We start from the raw sequence: 19,579 nt of genomic DNA, 5'->3' as shown, positions 1-19,579 counted from the left end.
TGCCGCTGACGCCGAACGCGGACACGCCGGCCCGGCGCGGATGCCCGTTCTCCGGCCAGTCGCGGGTCTGCTCGACCAGCTCGAGCACACCGGACGACCAGTCGACCCGGCGGGACGCGGCATCCACGTGCAGCGTGCGCGGCATGGTGCCGTGCCGCATCGCGAGGACCATCTTGATGATGCCGGCCACGCCGGCCGCGGCCTGGGTGTGGCCCAGGTTGGACTTGACCGCGCCCAGCATCAGCGGGGCCGGCCGGTCGGCGCCGTAGGCGGCGATGAGCGCCCCCGCCTCGATGGGGTCGCCGAGTGCGGTGCCGGTGCCGTGCGCCTCGACCGCGTCCACCTCGCCGGGGGCGAGGCCTGCGGCGGCCAGCGCGGCCCGGATGACGCGTTGCTGCGCGCGCCCGTTCGGCGCGGTCAGGCCGTTGGAGGCACCGTCCTGGTTGACCGCGGTGCCGCGCACCACGGCGAGGATGTCGTGGCCGTGGCGGACCGCGTCGGAGCGGCGTTCCAGTACGACGATGCCGGCGCCCTCGGACCAGGCGGTGCCGTCCGCGCCCTCGGCGAAGGCTTTGCACCGGCCGTCCGGGGCCAGGCCGCCCTGCGCGCTGAACTCGACGAAGGCGTCCGGGCTGGACATCACCGACGCGCCGCCGGCCAGGGCGAGGGTGCACTCGCCGGCCCGTAGCGCGCTCGCGGCCAGGTGCAGCGCGACGAGCGACGCCGAGCAGGCGGTGTCCACGGTGACGGCGGGCCCCTCCAGGCCGAGCGTGTACGACAACCGGCCGGACAGCACGCTCGCGGTGTTCCCGGTGGCCACGTGGCCCTGCACGTCGGCGGTGCCGCGGCGCAGCACGTTCAGGTAGTCCTGACCGTTGGTGCCGACGAAGACACCGGTGGCCGAGCCGCGCAGCCCGGTCGGGTCGATGCCGGCCGCCTCCAGGGCCTCCCAGCCCGTCTCCAGCAGGAGCCGCTGCTGCGGGTCCATGGCCAGCGCCTCGCGCGGGCTGATACCGAAGAACGGGGCGTCGAAGCGGCTGACGTCGTGCAGGAAGCCACCCTCCAGCGTGGCCGAGCCGCCACGGGCCAGAGCGTCCAGGTCCCAGCCCCGGTCGGTCGGGAACCCGGAGATGGCGTCGGTACCCTCGGCGAGCAGCCGCCACAAATCCTCGGGGGTCTGCACGCCGCCCGGGAACCGGCAGCCCATGCCGACGATGACGATGGGATCGTCGGATCCGCCGGTGCCGGCCACCGTGGGCAGCGGGGCGTCGGTGACGGCACCGGTCAACCGGGCGAGCAGATGGTCGGCCAGGTCGACCGGGGTCGGATAGTCGAACACCAGCGTGGCGGGCAGGGCCAGCCCCGTCGCCGCGCCCAGGCTGTTGCGCAACTCGACGATGGTCAGCGAGTCGAAACCGAGGTCGCTGAAGGCCTGCTCGGCGCCGATGCCGCTGCGGTCGGGGTGCCCGAGCACCGCCGCGGCGCTGGCGCGTACCAGATCGAGGACGAACCTCGTCCGGGCCGCACCGGTACGGCCGGCGAGTTGTTCGCGCAGGTCGGCGCTGCCGGCGGGGGCGGCGACGGCGGCGCGGCGCACCTCGGGCAGGTCGGCCAGCAGCGCGCCGGCGAAGATCTGGGCGTACCGCCGCCAGTCGACGTCGGCGACGGTGATCGCGACGTCCTCCCGCTCCACGGCCTGTTCCAGGGCGGCGACGGCGAGGGCCGGGGACATCGGGGTGAAGCCGCCACGCTTGACGCGCTCCTGCACGAGGGACCCGTCGGTGGCCATGCCGGCTTCGGCCCACGGGCCCCAGGCGATCGCGGTGGCCGGCAGCCCCTGCGCGCGCCGGACGGCGGCGAAGGCGTCGAGCCAGGCGTTGGCGGCCGCGTAGTTGCCCTGCCCGGCGGCGCCGAGGACGCCGGAGGTCGAGGAGAACAGCACGAACGCGCGTGCCTCGGGCGTGAGCTCGTGCAGGTTGCGGGTGGCGTCGACCTTGGCCCGCCGGACGGTGGCGAAGCGCTGCGGGGTGAGTGCGTCGATCATGCCGTCGTCCACGACGCCCGCGGTGTGGAAGACGTTCACGACGGTGTGCCCGGCCAGTGCCGCCGCGAGCGCATCGCGGTCGGCCGCGTCGCAGGCGACGACGGTGGCCCGGGACCCGAGCTCGGCGGCCAGGTCCGCGGCGGCGGGGGCATCCAGGCCACGGCGGCTCAGCAGCAGCAGATGCTCGGCACCGCGCTCGGCGAGGTGCCGGGCCAGGTGCGCACCGATGCCGCCGGTTCCGCCGGTGATCAGCGTGGTGCCGCCGGTCAGGTCCAGCGGGCGGCGCCGGGCGGCACCGGCCGGGGCGTGCACCAGGCGGCGGGCGAAGACACCGGTGCTGCGGACCGCGAGCTCGCCGCCGGCGAAGCTGAGCCGGCCGACGGCAGCGGGATCGAGGTCGATCAGCCCGCCCCACCGGTCCGGATGTTCCAGGGCGACGACGCGGCCGAGCCCCTGGATCGCCGCCTGCTCCGGCGCCGGAGCCGGGTCGGTGTCGGTGACCGCCACGGCCCCGCGGGTGATCAGCCAGAGCGGCGCGGTGATGCCCGCGTCGCCGAGTGCCTGCACGGCGGCGGCCGTGGTGGCCGCGTCGGGAAGAAGTGACACGACCCCCTCGACGGGGTCGGCGCCGGCCAGGCTCGCCGCGATCACGGACCGGTCCGGGCCGGCGACGGTGATCGCGGTGGCGCCGAGGGCGGTGACCACCTCGCCGGTATCGCCGGGGCCGACCAGGGCGAGCCAGGGTCCGCTGCGGGTCTCCACCCCGCTGACCGGCTGCCACGTGATCCGGTAGCGCAGGCCGTCCAGGGCTGACGCCTGGGTGCGGCGGCGGCGCCACGTGGTGAGGGTCTGCCGGGCGGTCTCGTCCAGCGGCAGATCACCGTTCTCCACCGCGGCCCAGAACTCCGCGTCGACGGTGTCGGCCAGATCGGCCGCCGCGGGCCAGAACCGCTGCCGCTGGAAGGGGTACGTGGGCAGGTCGAGCCGGAGGCCGGCGGCTGGGAAGACGCCCGCCCACCGTACGTCCGCGCCCCGGGCGTACACCTTGGCCAGGGCGGTGTGCAGGGTGGTCACCTCGTCGCGGTCGCGGCGCAGCGCCGGGACCGTCACGAGGGTGTCGCCGGCAGCACCGCTGAGGCTGGCGTCCGGCCCGATCTCCAGCGCGGTGCCGGTGCCGTTGTCGGCGAGCCACTGCACGGCGTCGGCGAACCGGACGGTGGCGCGGACCTGATCCACCCAGTAGTCGGCGCTGGACAGCCGCTCGGCCTCGACCGGGCCGCCGGTCACCGTGGAGATCAGCGGGATCAGCGGGGGCCGGTAGGTGACCGTACGGGCCACTGCCGCGAAAGCCGCCAGCATCGGGTCCATGTGCGCACTGTGGAACGCGTGGCCGACGCTGAGCCGCTTGGTCCGGGCGAACCGCGCGGCGACCGCGCTGACCGGCCCCTCGTCGCCGGCCAGCACCAGCGAGCGGGCACCGTTGACCGCGGCGATCGAGACACCGTCGGTGAGCAGCGGCAGCACCTCGTCCTCGGCGGCCTCGACGGCGATCATCACGCCGCCGCCGGGCAGCTCGGACATCAGCCGGCCGCGCGCGGCGACCAGGGTGCAGGCGTCCTCGACGGTCAGCACGCCGGCGACGACCGCCGCGGCGTACTCGCCGATGGAGTGACCGGCCACCCGGTCGGGGGTCAGGCCCCAGGACTCGACGAGCCGGAACAGCGCCAGCTCCAGCGCGAACAGGGCCGGCTGGGTCCACCGGGTGTCGTCGAGCAGGGCCGCCTCGGCGCTGCCCGGCGCGGCGGTCAGCAATGCGCCGAGGGGCCGGTCGAGCAGCTGGTCGAAGTGCACCAGGATCTCGTCGAGAGCCTGGGCGTAGGCCGGGAACCGCTCGTACAGCGCGCCGCCCATCCGGGCGCGCTGGCTGCCCTGGCCGGTGAACAGGAACGCCAGGCCGCCGCGGGCCGGGCCGTCGGTGACCAGGGCCGGGTGCTGAGCGCCGTCGCCCAGTGCCGCCAGGGCGAGCGAGACCTCCGCACGGTCCTGGCTGACCACGGCGGCCCGCTGCGGCAGGCTGGTGCGAGCGGTCGCGAGGGCGGCGGCCACCTCGCTCAGCGGCAGCTCCGGCCGCTCGTCCAGCCAGGACCGCAGGCGTACGGCCTGCGCGCGCAACGCGGCGGGAGTACGGGCGGACAGCACGATCGGGCCGCTCTCGCCCGCCCCGCGCGCCACCGGCGCGGCCGCGGGTGCCTGTTCCAGCACGGTGTGCACGTTGGTGCCGCTGAGCCCGAAGGACGAGACGGCGGCCCGGCGCGGCCGGTCCACCCGGGGCCAGTCGGTCGGGTCGGTGACCAGCTCGATCGCGCCGGGGGTCCAGTCGACGTGCGGGGACGGCTGGTCCACGTGCAGGGTGGCCGGAACCGTACCGTGCTGCAGCGCGAGCACCATCTTGATCACGCTCGCCACGCCGGAGGCCATCTGGGTGTGGCCGATGTTGCTCTTCACCGAGCCGAGCAGCAGCGGGCGCGAGCGCTGGCGACCGTACGTGGCGAGCAACGCCTGCGCCTCGATGGGATCGCCGAGCTTGGTCCCGGTGCCGTGCCCGTCGACGACGTCCACCTCGCCGGGCTCGACGCCGGCATTGGCCAGCGCCTGCCGGATGACCCGCTGCTGCGCCGGCCCGTTCGGGGCGGTCAGGCCGTTCGAGGCGCCGTCGGAGTTCACCGCCGAGCCACGGATCACCGCGAGGATCCGGTGGCCGTTGCGCTGCGCGTCCGAGAGCCGCTCGACGAGCACCAGACCGACACCCTCGGCGAGGCTCATGCCGTCGGCCGCCTCCGCGTAAGCCTTGCAGCGTCCGTCGACGGCCATGGCACGCTGCCGGCTGAAGCCGACGAACGCGTTCGGCGTGGCCATCACGCTGACGCCACCGGCCAGGGCCAGATCCGTCTCCCCGTTGCGCAGCGACTGGCAGGCCAGGTGCAGGGCGACCAGCGACGAGGAGCACGCGGTGTCCAGCGTGACCGCCGGGCCCTCGAAGCCGTACGTGTAGGACAGCCGCCCGGACAGGACGCTGGAGATGGTGCCGGTGACCAGGTGGCCTTCGGCACCGTCCTGCACCGCGGTGCCGGCGCTGTAGTCCTGGTAGCTGGCGCCGATGAACGTGCCGGTCCGACTGCCCCGCAGGGTGACGGGGTCGATGCCGGCCCGTTCCAGGGCCTCCCAGCTCGTCTCGAGCAGCAGCCGCTGCTGCGGGTCCATGGCGAGCGCCTCGCGCGGCGAGATGCCGAAGAACCCGGCATCGAAGTCGGCCACGTCGCGCAGGAAGCCGCCGCGCACCGAATAGGTCTTGCCGGAGCGGTCCGGGTCCGGGTCGTACAGTCCGTCCGTGTCCCAGCCACGGTCGGCGGGGAACTCGGTGATCGCGTCGCCACCGGCCGAGATCAGGTTCCACAGCTCCTCGGGCGAGCTGACGCCGCCGGGATAGCGGCAGCTCATCGCGATGATGGCGATCGGCTCGTCGGTGCCTGCGGCGCCGGTGACCGACGCCGTGGCGGCGGCCGCGCCGAGGAGTTCGCCGCGCAGGAAGTCGGTCAGGGCGCGCGGGCTCGGATAGTCGAAGACGAGCGTGCTGGGCAGCCGCAGGCCCGTCCTGCCGGACAGCCGGTTGCGCAGGTCGACGGCGGTCAACGAGTCGAAGCCGACGTCCCGGAAGGCCTTGTGCTCGGCGAGCGTCTCGGACGAGGCGTGGCCCAGCACGGCGGCGGCCTCGCCACGGACCAGATCCAGCACGGCCCGGTCGCGTTCGGCTTCGGGCAGGGCGCGGACCCGGGCGGCGAACGCGCCGTCGCCGGTCGGCGCCTGCACGGCAAGCGCGGCGACCTCCGGCACGTCCTCGAACAGGGTGGTGGGCCGCGACGAGGTGAAGACCGGGTAGTACCGGTCCCAGTCCACGTCCGCGACCGTGACGACGGTGTCGTCCGACTCAAGGGCCTGCTGGAGGCCGGCCAGGGCGAGGGCCGGAGCCATGAAGGCCAGGCCGCTGCGCCGGATCATCGACGGATCGACCCGGCCCAGCTCGAGATCGTCGGACCAGATGCCCCAGGAGATCGAGGTGGCCCGGGCACCGCGGGAGCGGCGCTGTTCGGCGAGCGCGTTCAGGTAGGCGTTGGCGGCGACGTAGGCGGCGTGCTGGCCGCTGCCCCACATGCCGGCGGTGGACGAGTAGAGCACGAAGTCGTCGAGGTCGTCGCCGAGCAGCTCGTCGAGCAATCGGGCCCCGGTCGCCTTGGCGTGCAGCACCTTGTCGAAGGCGTCCAGGCTGGTGGACTCGAGGGAGGCCAGCTCGATGACGGCGGCGGTGTGCACGACCGTACGGACGGGGGTGCCCTCGGCCGACAGCCGGTCGATCAGGGCGCTCAGCGCATCCCGGTCGGTGATGTCGCAGGCGACCGCCTCGGCGGTGCCGCGCAGCGACTCGATCAGCCCGGCCACGCCGGGTGCCTGCGGGCCACGCCGGGAGACGAGCACGATCTTCTCGGCGCCCTGGTCCGCGAGCCAGCCGGCCAGGTGCGGGGCGAGGGTGCCGGTGCCGCCGGTGATGAGGACGGTGCCGGTCGGCGCCCACTGCCTCTTCCGCTCGGCCGGCGCCCGCAGGATGCGCCGCGCGAGGACGCCGGACGAGCGGATCGCCACCTGGTCCTCGCCGGTGCCGCCGGTGAGGACCGCGGCGAGGCGTTCGCCCGCCCGCCGGTCCAGCCCGGCGGGCAGGTCGATGACGCCACCGAAGCGCTGCGGGTGCTCCAGGGCGGCGGTCCAGCCGAGGCCGGCGATCTGGGCCTGGATCGGGTGGGTGATCCGGTCCGCGCGCCCGGCCGCGACGGCACCGCGGGTGAGGAACCAGAGCGGTGCCTCGATCCCGGCCTGGATGAGCTCGATGCTGGCGGCCAGGCCGGCGGTGAGGCCCGGGTGGGAGGCGCTGGGCTGATCCTGCGCGGCCAGCACGGACACCACGCCGGCCAGGTCGCCGGTGGCGTCCCGCACGACGGTGGCGCCGTGGGCGGTGAGCGCGGCCTCGACCTCGGGGTCCTCGCCGACCAGGAGCCAGGCGCCGGTGAGCAGCGCCGGTGGCAACGCCGTGACCGGCTTCCAGGCCGCCCGGTAACGCCACCGGTCGATGGTGGAGCGGTCTGCGCGGCGGCGACGCCACTGGGACAGGGCGGGCAGGACCGGGGCGAGGGCCGCCGCGTCGAGCTCCAGGTCCGCCGCGAGGGTGTCGACGTCCTCGCCCTCGACAGCGGTCCAGAACTCGTCGTCCGCCGGGTCCGCGGTACCGCCGGCCGGCGTCGGGCGGATCGCCCAGAGGAACTCCTCGGTGAACGCGTACGTGGGCAGTGGTACCCGCCGGGCGCCGGTGCCGGCGAAGGCCGGGCGGAAGTTCACCCGTACCCCGCGGACGAAGGCCTCGGCCAGCGAGATCAGGAAGCGGTCCAGCCCGCCGGTGTCGCGGCGCAGCGTGCCCACCACGACGACCGGTCCGGGAGCGTCCTCGGCGACGGCCTGCACGCCCATGGTCAGCACCGGATGCGGACTGCACTCGACGAAGCAGCGGTGGCCCAGCTCGATCAGGCTGCCGATCGCCGGCCCGAACCGCACGGTGTGGCGCAGGTTGCGGAACCAGTAGTCGGCGTCCAGCCCGCCGGTGTCCAGCCAGTCGCCGGTGAGGGTGGAGAAGAACGGGACGTCCGCGGTCTGCGGCCTGATCGGGGCGAGGGTCTCGAGGATCTGCTCGCGCAGCAGCTCGACCGAGTCGGAGTGCGAGGCGTAGTCCACCGGGATGCGGCGTACCCGGATCTCCTCGGCGGTGAGCTGCTCGACCAGGACGTCCAGTGGCTCGACCGGCCCGCAGACCACGACCGCACCGGGTCCGTTGATCGCGGCGACGGACAGGCCGGTCCCGTCGATGCGGCTCGCGGCGTCGTCGGCACTCAGCGCGACGGAGATCATCCCGCCGGTCCCGGCGAGGGAGGAGGCGATCGCCTGGCTGCGCAGAGCGACCACGCGGGCGCCGTCGGACAGCGACAGCGCGCCCGCCACCGTGGCCGCGGCGATCTCGCCCTGGGAGTGGCCGACCACCGCGTCGGGCCGGACGCCGTGCGCCTGCCACATCGCGGCGAGCGACACCATCACCGCGAACGAGGCGGGCTGGACCACGTCGACGCGGTCCAGCGTCGGTGCGCCGTCGACCTGGCGCAGCACGTCGATCAGGTTCCAGTCACAGAACTCGCTCAGGGCGGCCGCACACTCGCCGAGGCGCTCGGCGAAGACCGGCGACTCGTCCAGCAGCCGCGCCCCCATGCCGGCCCACTGCGCACCCTGGCCGGGGAAGACGAAGACGGTCCGACCGTCCACGTCGGCGGTGCCGGTGACCAGATTGGCCGCCGGTACGCCGGCGGCAAGACTCGCCGCGCCGGACAGCAGCTCCTCGGTGGTCGCGCCGACCACCACGGCCCGCTGCTCGAACAGCGATCGGCTGGTCAGCAGGGAGAGACCGACGTCGGCCGGTTCGGCCCCGGCGAGGGTGGCCAGGTTCGCCGCCTGACCGGCCAGGGCGGTGGGCGTACGGGCGGAGACGATCCAGGGCAGCGGCCCCTCGTACGGCACCCGCTCGGGCTGCGGGGCGGGCTGCGGCGCCTGCTCGATGACGGCATGCGCGTTGGTGCCGCTGATGCCGAAGGAGGACACCGCTCCCCGGCGGATCCGCTGCGGGTCCTCGGGCCAGCCGGCCGGCTCGTGCAGCAGGCTGATCGTGCCCGGCGTCCAGTCGATGTGCGTCGAGGGGAGATCCGCGTGCAGGGTCGCGGGCAGCGACTCGTGGCGCAGCGCCAGCACCAGCTTGATGATCCCGGCCACGCCCGCTGCGGACTGCGTGTGGCCGATGTTGGACTTCACCGAGCCGAGCAGCAGCGGGCGCCCCGGGTCACGGTCACGGCCGTACGTGGCCTGCAACGCCTGCACCTCGATCGGATCACCGAGCGCCGTGCCGGTGCCGTGCGCCTCGACCACATCGATGTCGGCGGTGCCCAGTCCGGCGTTGCTCAGCGCCTGGCGGATGACCCGCTGCTGCGCCGGGCCGTTCGGGGCGGTCAAGCCGTTGGAGGCACCGTCGGAGTTCACGGCGCTGCCCCGGACCACGGCCAGGATCGGGTGGCCGAGGCGCTGGGCGTCGGAGAGCCGTTCGAGCACGATGACGCCGACGCCCTCGGCCAGCGTCATCCCGTCCGCGGAGTCGGAGAACGCCTTGCAGCGGCCGTCCTTCGCCAGTGCCCGCTGCCGGCTGAACGCGATGAACGGGTTCGGGTTGGTCATCACCGTGGCACCGCCGGCCAGGGCGAGGCTGGTCTCCCCATGGCGCAGCGACTGACAGGCCAGGTGCAGCGCCACCATGGACGACGAGCAGGCCGTGTCCACGGTGACCGCGGGGCCCTCCAGGCCGAACAGGTAGGCGAGGCGGCCGGAGAGCACGCTGGGGCTCGTCCCGGTGACGGCGTGCCCGGCGGCGTCGGTGTCCAGGCCCAGCCCGTAGTCCTGGTAGGACGAGCCGATGAAGGTGCCGGTGCGGCTCCCGTGGACGTCGGCCGGGTCGATGCCGGCCCGTTCGAACGCCTCCCACGTGGTCTCCAGGAGCAGCCGCTGCTGCGGTTCCATGGACAGCGCCTCGCGCGGCGAGATGCCGAAGAATCCGGGGTCGAACTGTCCCGCCTCGTGCAGGAAGCCGCCCTGGGTGGAGTAGGTGGTGCCGGCGTGGTCGGGGTCCGGGTCGTAGAGGTTGTCCACGTCCCAGCCGCGGTTCACCGGGAAGTCGCCGATCGCGTCGGATCCCTCGGCGATCAGCCGCCAGAACTGCTCCGGGGTGCGGACCCCGCCGGGGAAACGGCAGGCCATCCCGATGATGGCGATCGGCTCGTGCAGGGCCATGCCGTCGCCGCCCGTACCGGCGAGGTCGCCGGCGGTGCCCAGGATCCCGTCGCGCAGGAACTCGGCCAGGGCCACCGGGGTCGGGTAGTCGAAGGCGAGGGTGCTGGGCAGCGTGAGCCCGGTCGCCGCGACCAGGCGCTTGCGCAGTTCGACCGCGGTGAGCGAGTCGAAGCCGGCGTCGCGGAAGGCACGCCGCTCGGCGACGCCCTCGGCGGAGGCATGACCGAGCACGGCGGCGGCCTCGGTACGTACCAGGTCGATGAGCAGCCGGGTCTGCGCCTCGGGACCGAGGCCGTGCAGCTTGCCGCTCATCGGGGAGACGGCACCGGACGGCTGGTCGGCCGCGGCGAGCGCGCGTACGTCCGGCAGGTCGTCGAACAGGACGCTGGCGCGGGCCGCGGTGAAGACCGGGTGGTAGGTGGCCCAGTCCACGTCGGCGACGGTGAGCGTGACGTCGTGCTGTAGGACGGCGCGGCGCAGCTCGGCCACGGCGGCTTCCGGGCGCAGGAAGTGCAGACCGCTGCGGCGCAGGTTCTCCGACATCGCCTCATGGGTGGCCATGCCGGCGTCGGCCCAGGGACCCCAGGCGATGGAGGTGGCCGCGAGGCCGCGGGCGCGGCGGTGCTGGGCGAGCGCGTCCAGATAGGCGTTCGCGGCGCCGTACGCGCTCTGCCCGGCACTGCCCCAGACGCCGGCGATGGACGACACCAGGACGAAGAAGTCCAGGTCGTGACCGTCGAGAAGGCGGTCGAGGTGGGCCGCACCGGCCATCTTGGCGGCCGTGATCGCGGCAACCTCGTCCAGCGAGGCGGCGGTCAGCGGGCCGGCCTGGCCGACACCCGCGGCGTGCACCACGCCGGTCGGCGGATGCGCGGCGATGACCGCGGCGAGCGCGTCCCGGTCGGCGGTGTCACAGGCGACCACGGTCACTCGCGGGCCCAGGGCCTCGAGTTCGGCGGTCAGCTCGGCGGCGCCGGGGGCATCGGGGCCGCGCCGGCCGGTGAGCACCAGGTGCTGCGCCCCGGCGCCGGCGAGCCAGCGGGCCACGGTGGCCCCCAGCGCGCCCGTGCCGCCGGTGATCAGCACGGTGCCGGAGGCGGGGAACGCCTCCGGGGCCGGTACCGAGGCAACCGCATGGCGGCGGAGGCGGGCAGCGTGCACTCCGGTGGCACGGATCGCCAGCTGGTCCTCGCCGTGGTGCGCGGCGAGCACGCTGACCAGCCGCTGCACCGCGGCGCCGTCGAGGGTGGGCGGCAGGTCGATGAGGCCGCTCCACGGGACCGGCCGCTCCAGCGCGGCGACCCGGCCGAATCCCCAGGCGGCCGCCTGTGCCGGGTTCTCCAGGTTGTCGCCGGGCCCGGTGGCGACCGCGCCGCGCGTGAGCGTCCAGACCGGCACGCCCCACGTGACGTCGGCGAGCGCCTGGGCCAGGGTGATCACGCCGGCCAGGCCCGCGGGCAGCCCCGAAGCGGCGTCGCCCGGCGCGTCCGCGAGGGCCAGCAGGGACAGGACCCCGGCGACCTCGCGGTGGCCTTCCAGGGCGGTGGCAACAGCGGTCCGGTCCAGCCCGGTGACGTCCAGGACCGCGAAGCGGGCGCCGTGCCCCCGCAGTGGCTCGACGACCGGTGCGGCGTCGGTCCCGTCGGCAGTGACCACCAACCAGGTGCCTTCCAGCACCGGGGCGGCCGCGGCCCGGACGGGCTTCCAGTGCACCCGGTAGCGCAGAGCGTCCAGGGCGGCGTTCTCGGCACGACGCCGGTGCCAGGAGGAGAGGGCGGGCAACAGCGCGTACAGCGACGCGTGCTGCTCGTCGCGCAGACCGAGCAGGTCGGCCAGGGTGCCGGCATCGCCGCTGTCCACCGCCGCCCACAGGTCACCGTCCGGCCGGTCGGCAATGACGCCCGGTGCGACGGTGTCCGGCCAGTAGAGCTCGTTCTGGAACGCGTAGGTGGGCAGGTCCACCCGCCGCGCCGACGGGCCGAAGTATGCCGGCCAGTCGACGGCGAGGCCGCGTACGTGCAACCGGCCGAGCGCCGCGCTGAGCGCCCGCACCTCGTCGCGGTCGTCGCGCAGGGCCGGGATCGCCTCCGCGTCCAGCACCCCTTCGGTCAGCGCGGCGAGCACTCCGCCGGGTCCCGCCTCGATGAGGGTACGGGCGCCGGTGGACGCCACGCCGTCGGCGAAGCGCACCGGCTCGCGGACGTGCCGCGCCCAGTACCCGGGGTCGGTGAACAGCGTGGTCTCGGTCCGCCCGGTGACGTTGGAGACCAGCGGGATGGTCGGCACGGCGAGCTGCAGACCGGCGACCACCGCGGTGAACTCCTCCAGCATCGGTTCCATGCGATGCGAGTGGAACGCGTGGCTGACCGCGAGCCGCTTGGCCTTGCGATCGGCGCGGGAGGCGACGACCGCCTCCACGGCGTCCTCGTCACCGGAGAGCACCACCGAACGCGGACCGTTGATCGCGGCGATCGAGACGCCGTCGCGGAGCGTGACCTCGTCCTCGGCGGCCTCGAGCGCGATCATCGTGCCGCCGGAGGGCAACGCCTGCATCAGGCGGCCCCGGGCGGTGACCAGAGCGGCCGCGTCCGGCAGTGTGAACACACCCGCCACGTGCGCGGCCGCGATCTCACCGATGGAGTGGCCGATCAGCACATCGGGGCGTACGCCCAGCGAGCACAGCAGCCGGTAGAGCGCGACCTCGACGGTGAACAGCGCGGGCTGCGCCCAGCCGGTCTCGTCCAGGGTCGCCGGGTCGGTGCCCCAGACGACGTCGCGCAGGCCGTCGAAGTGGGCGCTGATCGCGTCGAACGCCTCGGCGAAGACCGGAAAGCGGGCGTAGAGCTCCCGCCCCATGCCGAGTCGCTGGGCCCCCTGCCCCGTGAACAGCACGGCGAGCTTCCCCGCGCCACCGGCCTCGCCGGTGATCAGGCCGGGGTCGGTGCGGTCGGCGGCGAGGGCGGTGAGTGCCCGCGTCAGCTCCTCGCGGTCGCCGACGAGCACGGCGCGCTGCTCGAACGCCGATCGGGTGGTGGCCAGCGACAGACCGAGGTCGGCGGTGTGCTGGCCGGTGAGGAACGTACGCAATCGAGCGGCCTGGTCGCGCAGCGCGCCCCGGCTGCGGCCGGACAGCGTCCAGGCGGCCACGGGTCCGGCGTCCTCGGCCTGGTCGACGGGCGGTGCGTCCGGCCCCTGCTCCAGGATGAGGTGGGCATTGGTGCCGGAGATGCCGAAGGAGGACACCGCGGCGCGGCGCGGCCGGTCGAGCGAGGGCCAGGGGGTGTGCCCGTCGACCAGCCGGACCGCACCGGCGGACCAGTCCACGTGGGACGAGGGCGGGTCGGAGTGCAGGCTGCGCGGCACGGTGCCGTGGCGCATCGCCATGACCATCTTGATCACCCCCGCCACGCCGGCGGCGGCCTGGGTGTGACCGATGTTCGACTTCACCGAGCCGAGCAGCAGCGGGCGGTCCTCGGCGCGGTCCTGCCCGTACGTGGCGAGCAGCGCCTGCGCCTCGATGGGGTCGCCGAGCGTGGTGCCGGTGCCGTGCGCCTCGACGACGTCGACGTCGCCGGCGCCGATCCCGGCCGTGGCCAGCGCGGCCCGGATGACCCGCTGCTGGGACGGGCCGTTCGGCGCCGTCAGGCCGTTGGAAGCACCGTCGGAGTTGACCGCGGAACCCTTCACCACCGCGAGCACGGTGTGCCCGTTGCGCCGTGCGTCGGACAGCCGTTCGAGGACGACCACACCGACGCCCTCGGACCAGCCGACGCCGTCCGCGCTGTCGGAGAACGCCTTGCAGCGCCCGTCCGGGGACAGACCACGCTGCCGGGAGAACTCGATCAGCGAGGTGGGGGTCGACATCACGGTGACGCCACCGGCCAGGGCGAGGCTGCACTCGCCCGCCTGCAGGGCGTGCATCGCCCAGTGCATGGCGACCAGCGACGAGGAGCAGGCCGTGTCGACCGAGACGGCCGGGCCCTCCAGACCGAGCGCGTAGGCGACCCGGCCGGAGGCGATGCTGGCCGAGGTGCCGCTGCCCTGGAAGCCCTCGAACTGCGGGCCGGTGAGGAACGCCGAGTAGTCGTTGTACATGATGCCGGCGAAGACGCCCGTACGGCTGCCGCGCAGCGTGACCGGGTCGATGCCGGAACGCTCGATGGCCTCCCACGACGCTTCCAGCAGCAGCCGTTGCTGGGAATCGGTGGCCAGGGCTTCGCGGGGGCTCATGCCGAAGAACGCGGGGTCGAATTCACCGGCGTCGTGCAGGAAACCGCCGTAGCGGGCGTAGGTCGTGCCCAGGTGGTCCGGGTCGGGGTCGTAGAGGTGGTCCAGGTCCCAGCCGCGGTTCACCGGGAGGCCGGAGATGGCGTCGGTCTCCTCCTCGACCAGCCGCCACAGGTCCTCGGGTGACCTGACACCGCCGGGATACCGGCAGCTCATCCCGACGATGACGATCGGGTCACCGGAGTGGGCGGCGAGCGGCGCGGCGACGGCGTCCTCGCGCGCCGTACCCATCAGCTCGTCGAGCAGGTGGGCGGCGAGCGCGGCGACGGTGGGATAGTCGAAGACGACGGTGGCCGGGGTACGCAGACCGGTCACCGCGGCGAGACGGTTACGCAGCTCGACGGCGGTGAGCGAGTCGAAGCCGAGGTCGGTGAACGGGCGCACGGGTTCGACGTCGTCCGGGTCCTCGTGGCCCAGCACGGCGGCGACCTGCACCCGGACCAGCTCGACCAGGGTGCCGAGACGCTCGTCGGCGCCGAGCCGGGAGAGCTGCTGGACCAGGCTCGCCACCGCCTGGGTGCCGGACACGGCGGAGCGGCGCGGGGCACGGATCAGCCCGCGCAGGAACGCCGGTACCTCGCCGCGGGCGCGCAGCGCCGGCAGGTCCAGCCGAACCGGGAGCAGCACGGCCGCGGCACCGGACAGGGCGGCGTCGAACAGCGCGACACCCTGTTCGGCGGTGAGCGCCGGGGTGCCGGCCCGGGCGAGCCGGTCCAGGTCCGTCCCGGACAGCGCGCCGGTCATGCCGGATCCGGCGGCCCACGGCCCCCACCCGAGAGAGACCGCGGACTTCCCTTCGGTACGCCGCAGCTCGGCCACCGCGTCCACGAAGGCGTTCGCCGCCGCATAGTTGGCCTGACCGGCCGCGCCGACGGTGCCGGAAAACGAGGAGAAGACCACGAACCCGGCGACCGCACCCACCGCGCGGTGCAGGTTCCACACCGCATCCGCCTTGGGCCGCAGCACGGTTTCCAGGCGCTGCGGCGTCAGCGACTCGATGACGCCGTCGTCGAGCACGCCCGCCGAGTGCACGACCGCGGTCAGGTCGGGGATCGCGCCGATCAGGGCGTCCACCGCGGCCGGATCGGCGACGTCGCACGCGGAGACGACCGCGTGCGCTCCGGCCGCCGCCAGCTCGTCGAGCAGCTCGGCCACGCCGGCGGCGTCCGCGCCGCGGCGGCTGACCAGCAGCAGTTTGCGCACGCCGCGGCCGGCCAGGTGCCGGGCGACGACCGCGCCGAGTCCGCCGGTGCCGCCGGTGATCAGCACCGTACCGTCGGGGTCCCAGCCGAGGTCGCCGGCCGTGGCGGTGGCGCGGGACAGGCGGCCGCACCGGATCTCGCCGCCGCGCAGGGCGAGCTGCGGCTCGTCGACGCCGAGCGCGGCCAGCAGTCCGTCGGTGCCACCGGCCGGGTCCAGGTCGACCAACCCGAACCGGCCGGGGTGCTCGGCCTGGGCGGAGCGGATCAGCCCGCGTACCGCGGCAGCGGCCGGATCGGTGTCCGCGCCTCGGGTGACGAAGACGAGCCGGCGGGTGTTGCCCCGGTCGGCGAGCCACTCCTGCACCTGGGCGAGCGCGGCGGCCGTTGCGGTGTGCGCACCGGCCACGGGATCGCCGGTCGGCGCCACCTGGGTGAGCACCACATCGGCGGCGTCGTCGACCGGCAGGCCGGCGGCGAGGCCGAAGGCGTCCGGCCCGGTCAGGGCGACGGCGGGCGGCACCGCGGAGGTGCTGCGGACCGGCACCCAGTCGAGGCGGTACAGCGCCTCACGGGCCGGCTGTGCGGCACCCCCGGCGGCGCGCAGGGCGAGCGATCCGACCGAGACGACCGGCTCGCCCGACGCGTCGCAAGCGGTGATGGTGACCGCGTCGTCGCCGGCCGGGGACAGCTTCACCCGCAGCGCGGTGGCCCCCGAGGCGTGCAGGGTGACGTCCTGCCAGGCGTACGGCAGCCCGGCCAGGCCCATCAGCGAGGCGGCATGCAGGACCGCGTCGAGCAGGGCGGGGTGGATGCCGAACGCGTCGGCCTCGACGGTCTCCGGCAGGGCCACCTCGGCGTACACGTCGTCGCCGTGCCGCCAGGCTGCCCGCAGGCCCTCGAAGGACGGGCCGTACGCGAACCCGGCGTCCGCCATCCGGGCGTAGTGACCGGTCAGGTCGAGTTCCTCGGCGCCCTCCGGCGGCACGGCGCCGCCCTGTGCCAGGTACGCGCCGGAGGTCAGCACACCGGACGCGTGTGCCGTCCACGGCTCGTCCTCAGCGCCTTCGGGCCGCGAGTAGACGTTCACGGTGCGCCGGCCGGTCCCGTCCGGGCTGCTCACCCACACCTGCACGTCGACGCCGCCGGTGGCCGGCAGCGGCAGCGGCGCCGCGAGGGTCAGCTCCTCGACCCGGTCGCAGCCGACCTCGTCACCGGCGCGTACGGCGAGGTCCAGGAAGGCGGCACCGGGCAGCAACAGAGTGCCGCCCACGGCGTGATCGGCGAGCCACGGGTGCGACTGCACGCAGAGCCGCCCGGTGAGCAGCAGCCCGTCCGAGTTGGCCAGGGACACGGCCGAGGCGAGCAGCGGATGGTGGGCGGCGCCGAGGCCGGCAGCGGCGCCCCGGAAGCCCTTGGGCCAGTAGCGACGGCGCTGGAACGCGTACGTGGGCAGGTCGACCCGGGTGCTCCCGGTGCCGTCGTACCAGGCCTGCCAGCGGACCGGCACGCCGGTGACATGCAACTGGGACAGCGCCTCGGTGAACGCCCGGGTTTCCGGGCGTCCGGCGCGCAGGGTGGCCACGACGGTGGCGTCCTCGGCACTCTGGCGGGTCATCGCCGCGCACGTGGCGTCCGGCCCGAGCTCCAGGTACGTGGTGACGCCGTGCCCCTGCAGCCACGACACGCCGTCGGCGTACCGCACCGCGGACCGTACCTGGGCGGTCCAGTAATCGGGCGAGGTCAGCTGGTCGGCGCTGGCCAGAGCGCCCGTGACGCCGGAGAGGATCGGTACGGACGGGGCGTGCGCGGTGAGCCCGGCGACAACCCGGCGGAATTCCTCCAGCATGCCGTCCATGTGCGCGGAGTGGAACGCGTGGCTGACCCGCAGGCGCTTGCTGCGGCGTCCGTCCAGCGCGGCCACCACCGCGTCCACCGCGCCGGCGTCCCCGGACAGCACCACGGCCCGCGGGCCGTTCACCGCGGCGATCGAGACGCCGTCGACGAGCAGAGGGACGACCTCGTCCTCGGCCGCTTCGACGGCGACCATCACGCCGCCGGCCGGCGCGGCCTGCATGAGCCGACCGCGGGCGGCGACCAGGACGGCCGCGTCGGCCAGAGAGAAGACGCCGGCCACGTGCGCCGCGGCGACTTCGCCGATGGAGTGTCCGATCAGGTAGTCCGCGGAGACGCCGTGATCGGCGGCGAGCCGGTAGAGGGCGACCTCGAGTGCGAACAGCGCGGGCTGCGCGTGGCCGGTCCGCTCCAGCAGCTGCGCGTCGTCGCCCCAGACGATGTCCCGCAGGCCCGCGAAGTGACCGCAGACCTCGTCGAAGGCGGCGGCGAAGACGGGGAACCGCCGGTACAGCTCGCGACCCATCCCGAGGCGCTGCGATCCCTGACCGGTGAACAGTACGGCGAGCTTGCCGCGGCTGCGGGTGCCGCCGGTGACCAGTCCGGCGGCGCTCTGACCGGCGGCGAGTGCGAGCAGCGCGGCGGTCGGATCGGCGGCGGTGATCGCGGCCCGGTGTTCCAGGGACGAGCGGGTGGTGGCCAGCGCGCGAGCGACCGTCACGGGGTCGTGGGCGCCGTCGCGGAGGAAGCCGGCGAGCCGGTTCGCCTGGGCACGCAGGGCATCCGGGGTACGTCCGGAGATCAGCCAGGGCAGCTCCTCCGGGGTCAGGGTGGCCGGCGGCGCATCGACGGGCGGCGGTGCTTCCTCGATGATGGCGTGCGCGTTGGTGCCGCTGAGGCCGAAGGACGAGACGCCGAAGCGGCGCGGCTCGGCGCCGCGCGGCCAAGGACGTTGCTCGGTGAGCAGTCGGACGGTGCCCGCCGACCAGTCCACATGGGTGCTCGGCGTGTCCACGTGCAACGTCTTGGGCAGCACGCCGTGGCGCAGCGCCATCACCATCTTGATGATGCCGGCCACGCCGGCAGCCGCCTGGGTGTGGCTGATGTTGGACTTGACCGAGCCGAGCAGCAGCGGGCGCCGCGGGTCACGACCGCGGCCGTACGTGGCGAGCAGCGCCTGCGCCTCGACCGGATCGCCGAGCGTGGTGCCGGTGCCGTGCGCCTCCACCGCGTCCACCTGGTCGGCGGAGAGCCGGGCGTTCACCAGCGCGGACTCGATGACCCGTCGCTGGGACGGACCGTTCGGGGCGGTCAGGCCGTTGGAGGCGCCGTCGGAGTTGATCGCCGAGCCGCGCAGCACGGCGAGGATGGTCCGGCCCTTGCGCTGCGCCTCGGACAGGCGCTCCAGGACGAGTACGCCGACGCCTTCGGACCAGCCGGTGCCGTTGGCCGAGTCGGCGAACGAGCGGCAGTGCCCGTCGGCCGCCAGGCCACCCTGACGGGCCATCTCGATGAAGGTGGTGGGGCTGGACATCACGGTCACGCCGGCGGCCAGCGCGGTGCCGCACTCCCCCTGCCGCAGGGACTGCGCGGCCAGGTGCAGCGCGACGAGCGACGAGGAGCAGGCGGTGTCGACGGTGAGGGTGGGCCCGACCGAGCCGAAGAAGTAGGCGAGCCGTCCGGACAGGACACTGGTGGCGTTACCGGTCAGCACGAAGCCCTGGACGTCGTCCTCAGGACCCACCCGGTAGTCCTGCGGCATGCCGCCGACGAAGATTCCCGTACGGGTGCCGCGCACCGACGCGGGCGGGATCCCGGCGCGTTCGAACGCCTCCCAGGTCGTCTCCAGCAGCACCCGCTGCTGCGGGTCCATGGACAACGCCTCCCGCGGGGAGATGCCGAAGAAGCCGGCGTCGAACTCCGGGGCGTCGTGCAGGAAACCGCCGGCCGCGGACGCCTCGGCGAGTTCGCCGCCCAGCTCCCAGCCGCGGTCGACGGGAAAGCCCGACAGGCCGTCCTCGCCGGCCAGGACCATGCGCCACAGGGCCTCGGGACTGTCCACCCCGCCCGGATAGCGGCACGCCATGCCGACGATCGCGATCGGCTCCCCGGCCACGGCCTCCAGTTCGCTCACCCGCTGGCGGGACCGCTGCAGATCGGCGGTCGCGCGCTTGAGGTAGTCCCTGAGCTTTGTTTCCTTGTCCGCAGCGCCCGTCAT

The 19,579-nt window shown here is 74.5% G+C and carries 1 protein-coding gene (running past one end of the window); it reads right to left on the bottom strand.

Going from position 1 to position 19,579, the window contains the following annotated elements:
- A protein-coding gene (locus tag IEY99_RS31760) for a type I polyketide synthase (RefSeq protein ID WP_189207802.1) crosses the window boundary here: on the bottom strand, positions 1-19,579 show its 5' portion. It extends 7,439 nt beyond the left edge of the window; 19,579 of the gene's 27,018 nt are visible here — the first part of the coding sequence; the start codon lies at positions 19,577-19,579; the stop codon falls past the left edge of the window.

Source organism: Couchioplanes azureus, from assembly GCF_014648355.1.
Taxonomy (GTDB): domain Bacteria; phylum Actinomycetota; class Actinomycetes; order Mycobacteriales; family Micromonosporaceae; genus Actinoplanes; species Actinoplanes azureus.
The sequence above is the reverse complement of the archived record's forward strand: the minus strand, read 5'-3'. Positions and strand labels throughout refer to the sequence as shown.